This is a genomic window from Streptomyces sp. PH10-H1 (genome assembly GCF_030063355.1).
Lineage (GTDB): Bacteria > Actinomycetota > Actinomycetes > Streptomycetales > Streptomycetaceae > Actinacidiphila.
On record NZ_JASISZ010000127.1, the window covers coordinates 1 to 13,405 of the forward strand.

At 69.8% G+C, this 13,405-nt stretch carries 15 protein-coding genes; 6 read left to right on the forward strand and 9 right to left on the reverse strand.

Going from position 1 to position 13,405, the window contains the following annotated elements:
• Positions 1–66: 66 nt before the first annotated feature.
• The 8 genes from QMK24_RS39030 to QMK24_RS39065 form a co-directional block, all read right to left on the reverse strand.
• Entirely contained in the window at positions 67–2,130 is a 2,064-nt protein-coding gene (locus QMK24_RS39030) for a hypothetical protein (protein ID WP_283471646.1), read from the reverse strand.
• Positions 2,131–2,374: 244 nt separating this feature from the next.
• On the reverse strand, positions 2,375–2,728 hold the full coding sequence (locus tag QMK24_RS39035; RefSeq protein WP_283471647.1) for a DUF7739 domain-containing protein: 354 nt from the start codon (positions 2,726–2,728) through the stop codon (positions 2,375–2,377).
• A 14-nt stretch (positions 2,729–2,742) separates the two neighbouring features.
• A complete protein-coding gene (locus QMK24_RS39040) occupies positions 2,743–3,897 on the reverse strand; it encodes a hypothetical protein (protein WP_283471648.1) in 1,155 nt (384 codons plus the stop codon).
• 78 nt (positions 3,898–3,975) lie between these two features.
• Positions 3,976–4,284 carry a hypothetical protein gene (locus QMK24_RS39045; protein WP_283471649.1) on the reverse strand — a complete coding sequence of 103 codons (309 nt, stop codon included), beginning with the start codon at positions 4,282–4,284 and terminating at the stop codon, positions 3,976–3,978.
• A gap of 2 nt (positions 4,285–4,286) precedes the next feature.
• Complete coding sequence (locus tag QMK24_RS39050) at positions 4,287–4,454, reverse strand: pRL2-8 (protein WP_283471650.1); 168 nt, start codon at positions 4,452–4,454, stop codon at positions 4,287–4,289.
• Positions 4,455–4,456: 2 nt separating this feature from the next.
• A complete protein-coding gene (locus tag QMK24_RS39055) occupies positions 4,457–4,768 on the reverse strand; it encodes a hypothetical protein (protein ID WP_283471651.1) in 312 nt (103 codons plus the stop codon).
• A gap of 1 nt (position 4,769) precedes the next feature.
• Positions 4,770–4,988, reverse strand: coding sequence for a hypothetical protein (locus QMK24_RS39060; RefSeq protein ID WP_283471652.1), 219 nt, complete (start codon positions 4,986–4,988; stop codon positions 4,770–4,772).
• Between the two features lie 88 nt (positions 4,989–5,076).
• Positions 5,077–5,691, reverse strand: coding sequence for an RNA polymerase sigma factor (locus QMK24_RS39065; protein ID WP_283471653.1), 615 nt, complete (start codon positions 5,689–5,691; stop codon positions 5,077–5,079).
• Positions 5,692–5,879: 188 nt separating this feature from the next.
• Between QMK24_RS39065 and QMK24_RS39070 the strand changes: the two genes are divergently transcribed.
• The 6 genes from QMK24_RS39070 to QMK24_RS39095 all read left to right on the forward strand — a co-directional run bounded on the left by QMK24_RS39070 (position 5,880) and on the right by QMK24_RS39095 (position 12,749).
• The gene (locus tag QMK24_RS39070) at positions 5,880–6,620 is read left to right on the forward strand and encodes a GntR family transcriptional regulator (RefSeq protein ID WP_283471654.1); all 741 of its coding nucleotides are present in this window, start codon (positions 5,880–5,882) and stop codon (positions 6,618–6,620) included.
• 42 nt (positions 6,621–6,662) lie between these two features.
• Positions 6,663–6,902: a hypothetical protein gene (locus QMK24_RS39075; protein WP_283471655.1), complete on the forward strand. Its 240-nt coding sequence runs from the start codon at positions 6,663–6,665 to the stop codon at positions 6,900–6,902.
• Between the two features lie 249 nt (positions 6,903–7,151).
• Complete coding sequence (locus tag QMK24_RS39080) at positions 7,152–10,712, forward strand: DUF927 domain-containing protein (RefSeq protein ID WP_283471656.1); 3,561 nt, start codon at positions 7,152–7,154, stop codon at positions 10,710–10,712.
• Between the two features lie 3 nt (positions 10,713–10,715).
• Positions 10,716–11,303 carry a hypothetical protein gene (locus tag QMK24_RS39085; protein ID WP_283471657.1) on the forward strand — a complete coding sequence of 196 codons (588 nt, stop codon included), beginning with the start codon at positions 10,716–10,718 and terminating at the stop codon, positions 11,301–11,303.
• 256 nt (positions 11,304–11,559) lie between these two features.
• Positions 11,560–12,354 carry a ParA family protein gene (locus tag QMK24_RS39090; protein ID WP_283471658.1) on the forward strand — a complete coding sequence of 265 codons (795 nt, stop codon included), beginning with the start codon at positions 11,560–11,562 and terminating at the stop codon, positions 12,352–12,354.
• A complete protein-coding gene (locus tag QMK24_RS39095) occupies positions 12,351–12,749 on the forward strand; it encodes a hypothetical protein (RefSeq protein WP_283471659.1) in 399 nt (132 codons plus the stop codon). The genes QMK24_RS39090 and QMK24_RS39095 overlap by 4 nt, the downstream gene beginning before the upstream one ends.
• A 351-nt stretch (positions 12,750–13,100) precedes the next feature.
• Here QMK24_RS39095 and QMK24_RS39100 read toward each other — a convergent pair.
• A partial coding sequence (locus QMK24_RS39100) for a hypothetical protein (RefSeq protein WP_283471660.1) occupies positions 13,101–13,405 on the reverse strand: 305 nt, incomplete at its 5' end.

The following is a 13,405-nucleotide window of genomic DNA, read 5'->3' on the forward strand; positions in this document are numbered from 1 at the left end:
CTGCGCGGACAGGTGCCCCCACCACATCCCCCGCCTGACACTTTCCCCACCAGCCCAACTTCGCTGTCACAAACTAGCGTTGGTCCAACTTCGGTGGCAAACGACCCATCTTCGCTGGCACAGGTCAAGGAGTTTCGGGACCTCGGCCGCGGAACGCGCCGGCGGGAGGCCGTAGACGTCGGACCCGAGGGTGTACCCCGTGACCACGCGCCAGTGGTCCACGTAGTCCCGGAAGTTCTCTTCGGGGGTGAACGGGGACTGGAACGGAGTTTCAACCGCGCCCTCTACCGCGATAATGCGGCCGGACTTCCGGGGGGATTCCGGGACGGGGGTGCGGGCAATAATCTTCTTCCACTGCTGCGGGCTGTAGCTGCCCATAAAGATGAGGTTGAAGAGTGACCGCAGACCCTTGTTTCCGAAGACCCTTTCGTCAAGGTCCTGGAATACCGCGATTACGTGGACGTTGACGAACCGGCCCAGGCGCATGATGGATGCGACGTCGCCCCAAATGGGGTCACCGGCCTTGGCTCCGTCCGGCTTATTGTCGGCCCACCATTCCTTGGACAGTTCACCGAATTCGTTGCCCTCTTCGATGATGAGAACGAGGGGCGGGAACTTGCGTCCCTTGTTCTTCTTCTTGATGTACGTCCGGGCCTTCGTCTCTTCGCGCACCCACTTGATAGCGGCGCGCATGTCCTGGACGTTCTCGGGGTCGTTGTAGATGTGAATTCCGGGCGCTCCCTCGTACCAGTCGAGAGAGGCCATCTTCACGTCCGGGGCGATGATGGTTGCCTTCTGGCGGACAAGCTGAGCGATGAGCATGTAGAGGAATGCCGACTTTCCGCCGCCGGACCCGATGGACAGGGCCCAGTGCGACGTCTCGCCGGAAAGGCGCTTCGTCATGAACCGCCCGAAGGGGTCCACGCCGACGAGAAGTTCCCCGGGCTCCAGGCCGTTAAGGAACCGCTGTACTTCGTCGCTGAGGAAATCGACTCCGGCCGGCGGTTCGGGCTTCGGCTTCGGTGCGGGCTTGTGGGTCCAGACCGCGTAGTGGTCCTCGGCCTGGAGCGTCCAGCGGGAGACCCACTCCCCCGGTACCCGGGAGCCGATCAGGTCGTTGAGACGGGCGCGGCCTGAGTCGTCGCCCCGGAACGTCCAGGGCAGGCGCACGGTGATGGTGGCGGTCTCGTCGGCCAGGCGGTGCGGCAGGGCCAACCAGTGCTCCATGGGCTCGCCCTCGGGGAGGTCGAGGTCGTCGCGGAGCAGGACCCACAGGGCCGGGCCGTGCTTCGCGTCGTCGCCGGGCTGCTTCGGCTTGAAGCGCCGGCCGAAGACGACCAGGGCGACCAGGGCCAGGAGGAGGACGCCGACGGTCGGCCAGCGGTAGGCGGGGACCAGGAGGCCGAAGGCGATCAGGAGGGCTGCCAGGCGGCCCAGGGAGCGCGCGTAGTACGGCCAGCGGGACCAGGAGGCCAGGAGGCGGGAGACGCCCCGCAGCACGGGCCACACCGCCGCGTGGACGCGGACTGCGAGACGCCAGGTGCGGCCGACCCAGCGGGCGACCCACACGGCGACGCGGCCGGCGACATCGAGGGCACGGGCACCCCGGCCGCGGTAGTCGGTGAGCGCCTTGACCAGCTTGACCGCCCACGGGCTCGGCGTGCGCCGTGCGGGCTTGGTCAGGCTCACGGCCGGGGCGGCGGCCACGGACCCGAGCTGGGCCACGGGCAGGGCCTTGGCGGTGGCCAGGGCTTCGTGGGACGGGCCGGTGCCCGCCTTGAAGAACGTGGCGTCGGACTTCGGCTCGCCGTACAGCTCCCGGCCCGCGAGGAAGCGCACGACGAACCGCAGGATCGACCAGAGGGCGCGGAAGATGCCGCCCACGACCGCGCCGACCGCCTTGTCGCCCTTCTTCCAGTCGGTGTTCTGGCCCCTGGCCTTCTTGCCCTTCTGGCCAGCGGCGGCGAGGAAGAGAACGGCGACGACCAGCATCGTGATGCTGCCGCCGGGGATCAGCTTGGAGAGGCCGGTAACGATGGCCCCGACGTCGACGGATGCCCCGCCACCCGATCCGGGTGCGGGGCTGGGAGTCGCGGTGTGGGCCGCGCTCAGGTGAGTCATGCTCTGCACGGAGTTCCCCTCGTACTCGGGGGACCCGGCCGCCCGGCAGGTCTGGTCTCTGGCAGGAGGTGGCCTGCCGGGCGGTGCGAATCCCCAGTGTCAACCGCCCGTGATCTGGCGATTGTGGCTGGTGGGACTGACAGCGCTCTCCCGAATTTTCGAGAGCGGGCGGTCATCTGCTACAGGTGTCGAAATCGGCTGCCGTGTGACAGTCCGGCCCGGACTTTCTCGTCCGGACCGGACACGTCGGGTTTCAGGCGACGACGACGGCGGCGGTGCTGGTGGTCCAGGTCCAGGACTCGCCCTCGGCCGCCGCGCGGGCGGCGGAGTCGGCCAGGAGGCGGGCCAGGACGGCGGCCTTCGGCTTGGTGAACCGGTGGGCGGCGACCTTGCCCAGGAGGTCCGCGAGGACGTCGGCCTGGTCTGCCGGGACCTCGGTCTCCGGCTGGGTGCCGGCGGACTCCAGGAGGCGAGTCAGGGGCTCGCGGCCGTCGTACGGCAGGACGCCCCGGGCGTGGTCGGCCAGCGCGCGGACGTTCTTGGTCGGGTGGGTGTCCACGCCGAAGAAGTCGGCGCCGTGGCTGGTGACGATGTGCGTGTGCGTCATGGCGTTGTCTCCGCTCAGAGGTAGAGGCCGTGGGCCTGGTCGTCGGCGGTGGTGTTCTTCGCCTCGCGGACGTAGCGCTTGACCGTGCCGACGAACTTCGGGTCGTCGTCCGTCCGGCCGAAGCGTCCGGCCAGGGACTTGGCGATGTAGTCGGCGTCCGTCAGGCCCTCGGAGACCATCCGGCGGACCTCACCGGCGATGGACGCGGGACGCTGCTCAGGGACGCGCTCCTCCTCGGGGTCCGCGCTGGCATGCACGGGCTCCGGCTCGGGGCGGACGTCCGGCCGGATGGTCCGCACGTTGTCCGCGCTGCTGACCTCGGCGGACACGTCGCGGGCCGGATATCCGTCCTCATCCGTGCGGATCTCCGGAGCCTGGAACAGCGGGAATCCGGGCTTGGTGACGTCATGGCGTCGTGAGTCCGTGACGTCATCCGCCGAGGCGGACACGATCTCGGCAAGGGCGGCGGACGGGGCGGATACGGCGACCGGAGCCGGGGCAGTCTCGACGGCCGGGGCGGACGTCTGGACGCTGCTCAGCCACTCGGAGACCTCACCCCGGGCCTGCTCGGCGGCCAGGAGTTCCAGGGCCGCGCGGTTCTCGGCACGGGCGACCTGGCGGCGGACACCCGCGATGGCGAGCTGGGCATTCGCCTTGCTGATCTCGGCGGCCACCCACTGCTGGTCACGGTCGGACAGGTCGCGGTTGATGAACCGCATGACGCCCATCCACAGCACCTTGGCGAACAGGCTCACGGCCGCGCCGACGACACCGAGGGCGACCGACCCGGCCAGGAGGCCGTGCCAGAAGATCGCGCCCATGGTCGCGGCGAGCAGGGCCCACCCGAGCTTCTTGGAGAACGCGCGCTTCTTCGGGTCGAACCGGGCCAGGTACTCCAGGAGGACGTTCACGATCCACGCGGCGTCGAACACCCCGGCGGCGGCGTACCCGATGCCGCCGTTGAGCAGGGCGCCGATGGAGAACGTGGACCAGACGACCGCCACGGTCGTGAGCAGGATGACCACGGCGACGGCGGCCTTGATGGCTCGCTGGTCCCAGTCGGCCGGCAGGACCGGGACGCGGACCTCGTACGGCTCGGTGACCTCGTTGGTGGTGCCGTCCACGGTGTGCTGGACGGTGCGGGTTCGGTTCTGGGTCTTGAACTTCACGGTGAGCTGTCCTTTCGGGGCGCTGGTGACGTCACGGCGTCACGGCGTCGTGGCGTCGTGACGTCACCAGCGGGGGAGTCAGCGGGAGTCTTCGGGGGTTTCGGCCGGGAGCCATCCGGCCCAGTCGGCTACGGCCTCGGCGGCCTGCCAGCACGCGTCCTGGACGGTGCGGCGTCCGCCGTTGGTCGTGCGGAGCATCGGGGCGGCCACGGCCAGGCGGACCGCGAGGACGCCCAGGAGGCCGATGGCCAGGACGGTGAGGCTGGACGCGAGCGGCATCCCCTGGTCGCCCAGGAGGACCAGGAGGCCGACGCCGACGACGATCTCGGCAACCAGCGGCGCGCGGGAGACCAGGTAGAACGCGGGGAGGGCGAGCAGGGTCCGCATCGTCAGCCCCCCACGATCATGTTGCCGTGGCCGTTGCGCATGTGGTCCACGCACGCCGGGCAGTCCTCGCGCGGGCCCAAGCCGCGGTGAGCCTCCCGAGAGCCGTACGCGTGGAACCAGCACTGCGTGCACTGCCCCTTGGGCGGGTTCGTCGCCTTGGCGGATGCCATGGTCACCACCACCCCGACGACTTCTTGGCGACCTTCGCGGCGGCGGCCTCGTTGAGCAGCTGCTGCTTCGCGGTCTCGGCGGCGGTGACCTCGGCGCGCAGACGGGCGGCGGCCTCGGACCAGATGCGATCGAACGCGCGCTCCGCCATCGGGCTGGACTTGAGCCGCGTCGCCTTGGCGAACGCGAGCGTGCCGTACCCGGCCAACTTCGCCTGGTCGCCCGCGCTCAGCGCCCACATCTCGTGGTTCTCAACGGCCTTGAGCTTGTGCTTCGTGTCCCGGATGATCCGGTCGAACTGGCGGGTGTTCGCCATGTCAGCCCCTCCTCGGGAACGTGTGGCCGGCGGGCGGGTAGGTCTCGCCGGGGAGAGGGGCGGCTCCCTCCAAAACGACCTCCTCGAACGGCGTCAGGTCGCCACCGTCCACGGGGTCACCGGTCCGGGCCGCGTACGCGGCCTCCAGGCCGTCAAGCAGGCGGTAGGTCCGGGCGTCGTCGTGCTTCTTCGACTCGCGGAAGAGGCCCACGGCGGTCACCGCTTCCCGGACTTGTTCTCGGAGGAGTCTCGGTTCGTCTCCCCGAGCTTCTTGGACAGCTCCTTGGCCTTGGCGTCGTCCACGGCGATCACCCGGCCAGCGCGACGAACGCGCGGGAGTGGGGGCGGGCGGGCTGCGGGGTGGGCTGGCGGCCGTCGCGCTCATGCGGCGTGGGCCGCATCGGCAACGGCTGGCTCCGCTCCATCGCGGTCCGGAGCTTGCGGGCACCGCGGTGGAGGTGGGAGTAGACCGCGCCGCGCGAGCGGCCCATCCGGGACGCGATGGCGCGATGGGTCAAGCCCTGGGCCGCGAGCTTGATAGCCGCGCACTGCGAGACGGACAGGTCCGCCAAGGCGAGCGCGTCACCATCCGCCGGCGGCGTGGCCGGGAGAGAGAAGGACGCCACGGCGTCCGTCCAGTCCCGGGGCTGCTCGCTCGCACGGCGGGGCCGGTACTGGTCCACTGCGGCGCGGAAGGCGATGGAGCGGAGCCAGCCGTACGCGTGAGCATCGTCGGCCTGGAGCTGGGAGAGGGAGACAGCGGCGCGAAGCCAGGTCTCCGAAACGACATCCTCGGCGGCGGCGTAGTCCCGAGTGCGGGTCACGGCGAAGCCGAGAAGGCGCTTGTTGTAGAGGCGGAACAGCCGGTCAAGCCGGTCCGCGCTTTCCATGGTGAGCGGCCTTGCGTCGATAGAATTCGACACAGGATCAACCTCCTGGTTTAGGGCAGGTGGTTCGGTCTCAGGCGCTGGTCCGGAGGTGAGATGCCGGATCAGTGCCGCGCTCCGATAGTGCTAGAACACGTGGAGCGTGTCAACTACTAGAACACGTGTGGATCAGCCGGTAGCATGTGAGACGCAATGGTCTAGAACGTCACAGAGGAGGGACGGTTATGTCTCCGCAGATCGAGCGGACCCCGCCGTACATGCAGGTCGTACAGCACTTCCGGAAGCAGATCGTTGCCGGGGATCTCAAGGACGGGGACCGCCTGCCCGCCGTTCGCCAGATCGCAGAGGACTGGAACCTGGCCCACGCGACGGCCGCCAAGGTTCTGGCGACCCTCCGGGCGGACGGCCTGGCCGAAGCGCTGCCCGGGGTCGGCACTCTCGTTCGCGCTCAGGTGCACCGAGGTGCATCGGACCGCGCAATCCGGATGCTGACCACGGGGAAGATCTACGCGCCGAACGAGTACGCCGTGATCTCGGCGGCGGGTCTCGCTCCCGCCCCCGCGCACGTTGCTGAGGCGCTGGGCATCGGGCCCGGGGAGATGGCGGTTCGACGTCAGCGCGTCACCCACGACGAGACCGGCCCCGTGTCGGCATCCACGTCGTGGTTCACCGCTGACATGGCCGAGGTCGCGCCGGCGCTTCTGTCCACGGAGCGAATCCGCGGCGGCACCCCTTCCGCCATCGAGGCCGCGACTGGTCGCCGTACCCATGTCGTTGACGAGCGGAAGACCGTTGGTACGGCTGACGCCGAACAGGCGGAAGCCCTGGGCTTGGAGCCTGGAACACCGGTCCTACTCGGACGGAACACGTACCGCGACGCAGACGGCGAACCGATCGAGGTCGGGGAGTCCGTATCGGGCCCGGGGCGCTGGTTCTTCAACCAGTACAAGGTCACCGGCGACTAACCCACACGGCACACTGGACCGACCACCGAACGAGGGAAGACGATGCCCGAGGACCCGATCGCGCAAGGCGAGATCGCCGCGCTGACCCGCCGGTATGAGAACGCGCTCCAGATCGTCCGGGGCGACGTCGCCACCATGGACAACCGGCTGATGACCGTTGAGGAGAAGCTGGACGGCTTGATCACCGAACAGCGCGAGGCGAACACGGCTCAGCAGGCGGCGAACGCTCGGATCATCGAGCTTCTGTCCGGGCTGGTGGGCAGGGCGCCGAACGGCGACTAGAAGTGGTGTCCCTACCGGCAGTAGGGGTGTCCGCTACGCGGCGTAAGCTGCACGAAACCGCAGACAAGATCCGTAAACGCGCGAAAACCCGCATCCGGGTCCTTTGAGGGGTCGAAGCCTCAGAGGGTCGAAGTCCGGAAAGCGGGTTCGCGTGACTCACTCAGTCACCTCCGAGTGTAAGGCCAGGGTGGGGAGATTTCTCCTCCCCCCTCCTGACGATCACTCCGGCGGTGGCCCAGAAGGGCACACGTGAACCAGCAGTCCCCGCAGACGCCGAAGTCTGCGGAAGAAGTCCCCAAGCAGCAGCAGAGGGGCAAGGGCGCGACGGTCTCGAACCTGGACCGTGAGGGAGTCCCGGCCGGGGCTCGCCTGATCGCAGGCGTCAAGTCCGGGTGGTACTTCCGCCCCACGGACCGGATGATCCTGCACCGCTCCAAGGAGTCCGCCCCGGCCCTGCCCATCGGCACCGTCCCCGTGATCCTGGGCCGGATCACCTTCCGCATGTCCGACCGGCGGCACACGAAGATCGCCTATCAGATCGAGACCGAAGAGGGCCCGCGCATCGTGAGCGCGGAGGAGGTTCTGGACGGCACCTGGGCCGACAAGGCCGGGCGTGACCGGCCCGTCAACGCCGACGAACGGCAGGCGTACGCCCGGATCATGTCCGAGGAGGTACGCGCGGCTGGGGAGATCCCCGCCATCCCCGTCAAGGACAAGGACGGCGGCCTGGTCCTCCCCGACGTCGACGCCCAGGAGCTGGGTTACCTGCGGACCAGCGACCCCGACCAGGGCGCGGCCCGTGAGGGGTGGCGGACCGTGTTCTCCAAGGCGAGCCAGTCGCCCCGCACCACGCTGGCCCTGTCCGCGATGTTCGCCGGGCCGCTGGTGTCCAGCCTCAAGGGCGTGCCCGCGCACATCCTGAACCTGACCGGTGGCGGGCAGATCGGGAAGTCCACCACGCAGAAGATCATGTGCGCGCTGATGGGCGACCCCGACGAATCGACGTACGAGCTGTTCGGGTCGATGAACAACACCGGGCTGTTCCTGCCCGAGGTGCTGATCGAGGCGCGCTACCTGCCGATGTGCCGTGAGGAGACGTCCTCCTCTGCCGTGTCGCTGCCCGAGCTGGAGAAGCTGTTCCAGCGGATCGTGGCCGGCGGAAAGCGCGGGCGGCTCGGGCAGGGCGGGAACCGCAGGCAGGGCGCGGGTACCTGGCACTCCATCTTCGTCACCAGCTCGAACGAGTCGCTGCTTCGCCAGGGTCAGGTGGAGTCCCTGGCCTCCCGTCTGCTCCAGCTCCAGGCGCCGTTCTTCTCGTGCGCCGACGACAGCGCGGAAGCGTGGGAGATCGCCTCCCAGTTCCACGGCTGGCCGCTGGTGTGGGCGCGGGAGGCCGACATGTTCACCGGGGCCCGGGTCGCTGAGTGGCGGGAGTTGCACTCCGAGATCGTGGGTCGGCTCACGACCGAGGAGGCCCGGGAGGCGGGCGGCATCCCGTTGACGCTGGCCCGGATCATGGGCACGTGGTGCGTCGGCGCGTACATGCTGGCCGAGATTCTGGGTGTGCCCGAGCTGGGCGCGAAGGCCGAGGAGGACGCGCTCGGGGAGCTGCCGCGTGTCCTGGGTGACGTCATCGAGACCCATCTCTCCCCCGGACAGGTGCTGTGGGAGAAGGTCGCCGGGGCCATCGCGCAGGAGCCTGCCTCCTGGGTGGAGTCCACCGTCCTGGCGCCCGAGGCGTGGCGGACGCTGGAGTACAAGCCGCGGCGGGTGCTGGGCTACTTCCACCAGGGCCGCGTGCACGTGTACGTCTCGACGCTGTCCGAGGTGACGAAGGCGGCCGGGATCGACACGCCCGTGCCCGGCTTGAAGGAGCTGGAGAAGCGCGGCGTCCTGGTGAAGACCGAGGCGGCCAAGCTGGCGTCCAAGCACCCCACGAAGGAGCTGCGGGCGGCGGTGCCCGGCCGGGCGTACATCTTCGACTCGAAGGCGGCGCAGGACGCGTTCGCGGACCGCGAGGAGCCCCCGCAAGTGACCCCGGACAAGTCGGCGGTCCCGGCCGATGACTCCGCCACGGTGCGGGCGGAGGAGAGGGCCATGGACGCGTACCGGAAGCACTCCGCCGCTGGCCGGGGCCAGGGTTCCGGCGTCACGACGTCACGGCGTCATGACGTCACCAGTGTTCTGGCCCCGCCCAAGCCGACCGCCCCGCCGGCCGTCGTGTTCCCGGCCGGGTCCGAGGACGTCAGCGACTCCGTGTTCGCCTCCCTGGTGGACCGGGCTAGCGGGCGCACGCTGTCCGCGACGCGGTTCGGCGTCCTGGGCAACGGGGTGCTGCACCGGCCGAACCGGACCCCGGTCGCGGTGCCGATGCCGCGTTCGGTGGACGACGTGCCCGCGCTGATGGAGGCGTACAACCTCAAGACGCTGTGGCTGCACCAGGAGGCGTTGGAGCCCATGGGCCTGCCCTCCTACGCCCAGCGGCGGACGCTGGGCATGGAGCAGGAGAACACGGTCAAGGCGCCGGGTCCGCAGACGCCCGTCGTGCACCCGTGGGCGACCCCGGGCGACGGCTCCCCGGTCGCGGAGATGGCCCCCGAGGGGCTGAGTACGTGGATGACGCTCATCTTGCACCCGCAGGGTGAGCGGGAGGGCGCGCGGCTGTCGGTGGCCGTGCCCGCGTACGAGAACCGGTTCGACAAGGCCAAGCAGGCCGGGCGCGGCGGGTTCGGCGGCGCACCCGACCCCGCGACTCTCCTCGACGCGGTGATGGTGTTCCTGACGTCCACCGTCCACGGCACCCAGGAGCGGCCGAAGGTCGTGCCGTACTACCTGAGCCCGAACCGCACCGGCGAGGACTTCGCCGGCGGCCGGGGCCGGGACGACGTGCTGTGCCAGGCCGTGCGCGACCGCACGGTGCCCCCGGCCATCGGCAACACGGTGCCCGTGATGGTTCCGCAGCACTGGCACCGCGACCCGACCGAGGCTGAGAGCGCGGCCGGGTACGTCCACCGGTACGACAAGGTGGCCGCGTGGCTGGCCGCGTACGGTCCAGTCAAGCTCGGGGTCGGGGAGCCGACCCACGGCGACGCGGGCACCGAGTACGACAAGCGGTTCGCCGGGTACTGGCGGGTGGCCGACGTCCCCGGCCGGGGTCTGGCGGGCCTGCCCGAGCTGGTGTTCCGCGAGGCACACGACGGCGGGTTCTGGGTGACCACCCCGAGCATGGAACTGCTGCGGGAGCTGTACCCCGAGTGGGCCCCGGAGGTGCTGGAGTCCTGGCACTGGGAGACCAGCAAGGCCGCGCTGTCGGGCATGTACAAGCTGGTGTCCACCAGCCGTATGCGGATCGTGGCGGCGGCCGAGGCCGGGCGTCCGGGCGCGAAGTGGGCCAAGCAGATCAACGGCCGCGTGTACCAGTCGTTCCGCGGCTACCTCGCGCGGGCTCAGGGTCCGCAGGAGGACTTCGACACCGGCCGCGACTACCGGGCCGACGTGTACTTCCGGCCCGACTGGGCGCACATGATCCTGACGCACGCCACGGCGAACATGTACCGAAACCTGCGGAAGTTCGCGGAGCAGGACGGGCGGCTCCCGCTGAGCGTCTACGTGGACGCGGTGACGTTCGCCAGCGACGCCGCCGACTCCGAGGAGGCCCGTCCGGAGTCCATGCGGATCGGGACTCAGGGCGGCGCCTGGAGCATCGAGGGCGCGGCCCCCATGGGCGAGCTGCTGCCCCTGCTCGGCGAGAAGGACAACAAGTTCGGCGTCCACTCGGCGCTGGACACCTACCTGTACCGGGGGGAGTGACCCATGGCGAAGTGGTGGAAGTTCGGACTCGGCGGCGGCAAGGACAAGGGCCAGGGCCCGGAGGAGACTCCCCAGGAGCCGACTCCCGCACCGGCTCCCGAGCCGACCCCGGCGGCCCCGGCCGAGGGTGGCGGGGAGAAGAAGCGCGGACTCCTGGGCCGTCTGTTCGGCCGGGGGAAGAAGAAGGAGAAGGCACCGAAGGAAGCGCCTCCGGCGCCGACTCCTGCTCCGCCTTCGGCTCCGGCCGGGCCGGGCGGCGGGGGCGAAGGCCCGGCCCCCGGCGAAAAGGCCGGCGGGGGCGGCGGCGACGTCGGGGAGGGTGGCGAAGGGGAGGAGGCTCCCCCGGAGCGGTCCTACCCGGGCCACCTGCACGTGGACGCGGACGGTATCTGGGTGATCTCCGATACCGAGTGGGAGGGCACCATGTCCGGCACGCTGCACGGCCAGGACGTCAAGACGTTCATCGACGCGATGGAGGGCGAAGGCGGCCCGCACTACGACATCGCTATCCCGCTGGTGGCCGACGCGTACGGCATCCCCGGCGGCCTGATCAACGTGAGCGCGTCCGTCATCCACTCCGTGAACTACTGACCTGCAACCCTCTCAGCCCCGCGCCCGGATCATCGGGCGCGGGGCTGTCGCGTGCCCTGTCGCGTGGCCCTGTCGTTGGGGGTGCTGTCGCGCGGTGTGACCTGCGGGGAAGGGCCGTTCCCCCCGGGTGTGCCGAGGGCGCGACAGGGGGCCGCTACAGACTCTCTAGTGGCGTCACGGGTGCGTGACGTCGTGGCGTCACCAGCGGGCCACAGGAGGCCCTACGCTGCCCCCGACGACAACAGGAGGAGGACCGATGGCGCGACGCGTCGCAATCGGCAACAACAAGGGCGGGGCCAAGAAGACCACGCTCGCGGTGCGACTGGCCGAGGCCCTGGCGAAGGCCAGGTTCCGGGTCGGCGTCGTGGACCTGGACCCGCAGGGCAACGCGTCGCGGCGGCTCGGGTGGAAGGACGACCCGAACGACCCGCCGCTCACCACGTCCGAGGCCATCGAGGCGAACGCCGAAGGCGTCGCGGCGCAGGTCTGGCAGCCCATTGGCTGGACGGCCGACTACGCGGAGCGCATCGTCCTGATGCCCGCGCGGTTCACCCTGGAGGACCGCGCGACCGAGGCCGGCCAACGCGGGGCGTACCGGCGACTGGCGAAGGCGCTGAAGGGTGCGGACGACCACCTGGACTACGTGCTCATCGACTGCCCGCCCTCCCTCGGGCACCTGACGCAGATGGGGCTGGCCGCCGCCCATTACGCGCTGGGAAGCACCGAGCCGGAACACGACTCGGTGGAGGCCGTGGTCCGCTACCGCGACTTCGTGGGCGCGTCCGGGGAAGACCTGGCCAACCCGGAGCTGTCGTTCCTCGGAGTCGTCGTGTCGGCGTACGACATGCGGATCGGGGCGCACGTCGGGCAGCTCGACGGCGCGCGGAAGCTGTTCGGTGACGCGATGTGGGGCGTCATCCCGCGCCGGTCGCTCATCACGAACGCCGACGAGTACGCGCAGACGCTCGACCAGCAGAGCGACAGCCACGAAGTGCGGGCCGTGTTCGAGAACCTGGCCCAGCGCTTCGTGAAGGAGGTGCCGGCCGCGTGACCCCGCCGAAGGAGCGCAACATCCCCGCAGGCACGTCCCCTCTGGCCGGACCGCCGAAGCTGACGCCGAAGGTCTCGCCGTTGCGGGTCGGCGGCCGGGGCGACGGCCAGGAGGAGGAGCACGACCAGGAGGAGCCGCCCGAACCGCGTCAGGCACCCCGGCCGGGACGGACGCGCGGCGGCAAGCGCCCTGCCCCCGAAGCCGCGACCGCCGTACCGACCACCGTGCGGTTCGATCCGGAGGAGGCCAGCGAAGTGGACCACTTCGTCCTGATGCTGCGAGACGAGTCACGGCGCACCCGCCTGGACAAGGCCGAGGTCGTGCGCGAGCTGCTGCGGCTCGCGCGGGAGGACGACTCCGTACGCAAGAAGCTACTCCGCCGGATAAGAGCCTGAGCTGCAACAGGCACAGCAATTACCACGGGGAATTCCCCTCCCGACGTCGGGAGGGGAATTCCCTTTTCGTTTGGCCCGGCAGCGTTGGCCACGGATAGTGACCGGTCCCGGTGCCCCCGGGCCACGTCGGGGCCACCGGCGTGCCCCCCGAGCGGGGCCCCGTGCCCCCGATCGTGCCCCCGTGCCCCCCGAAACCGGGGGGCACGCGTTTTCCGGGGGGCACGCTTACACCCCATCTGACCTGCGATTATGGCAGCGTGCCCCCCGTGCCCCCCGTGCCCCCCGGAAAACGTCGCCCTACTGGGAAAAGTGGCGTTCGTCGTACCGGCCATGGGTACGTCTGTTCGATTTCTACTCTCGGTTACTACCACGGGAGGCCACCACCAACCGCAATTCACCCCGGAAAAAGGAGTGCGGCGCAATTCCTTCGGAATTACAGAAACTCGAAATTGATAATTCTCGAATTTCAACCGCGAGTAATTGGATTCGAAATGCAGTCAAGCGCTCCGCGCTTTCCCATTCGGTCTGCGACCGAATTCGAATTTCCGCTGCGCTGCAATTCGAAAGGGAAAGGAATTCGCTCCGCGCATTCCGGCCCAATTCTGTTTCGCAGAATTCCGGACCATTCCAGCGCTCCGCGCTGGAAATAGCCCGGC

What these genes read in the sequence shown, in the direction of transcription:
- QMK24_RS39035 (WP_283471647.1), bottom strand. Translation starts at nt 2,728, where the DNA reads ATGACGCACACGCACATCGTCACCAGCCACGGCGCCGACTTCTTCGGC.
- QMK24_RS39045 (WP_283471649.1), bottom strand. Translation starts at nt 4,284, where the DNA reads ATGCGGACCCTGCTCGCCCTCCCCGCGTTCTACCTGGTCTCCCGCGCG.
- QMK24_RS39050 (WP_283471650.1), bottom strand. Translation starts at nt 4,454, where the DNA reads ATGGCATCCGCCAAGGCGACGAACCCGCCCAAGGGGCAGTGCACGCAG.
- QMK24_RS39055 (WP_283471651.1), bottom strand. Translation starts at nt 4,768, where the DNA reads ATGGCGAACACCCGCCAGTTCGACCGGATCATCCGGGACACGAAGCAC.
- QMK24_RS39070 (WP_283471654.1), top strand. Translation starts at nt 5,880, where the DNA reads ATGTCTCCGCAGATCGAGCGGACCCCGCCGTACATGCAGGTCGTACAG.
- QMK24_RS39075 (WP_283471655.1), top strand. Translation starts at nt 6,663, where the DNA reads ATGCCCGAGGACCCGATCGCGCAAGGCGAGATCGCCGCGCTGACCCGC.
- QMK24_RS39085 (WP_283471657.1), top strand. Translation starts at nt 10,716, where the DNA reads ATGGCGAAGTGGTGGAAGTTCGGACTCGGCGGCGGCAAGGACAAGGGC.
- QMK24_RS39090 (WP_283471658.1), top strand. Translation starts at nt 11,560, where the DNA reads ATGGCGCGACGCGTCGCAATCGGCAACAACAAGGGCGGGGCCAAGAAG.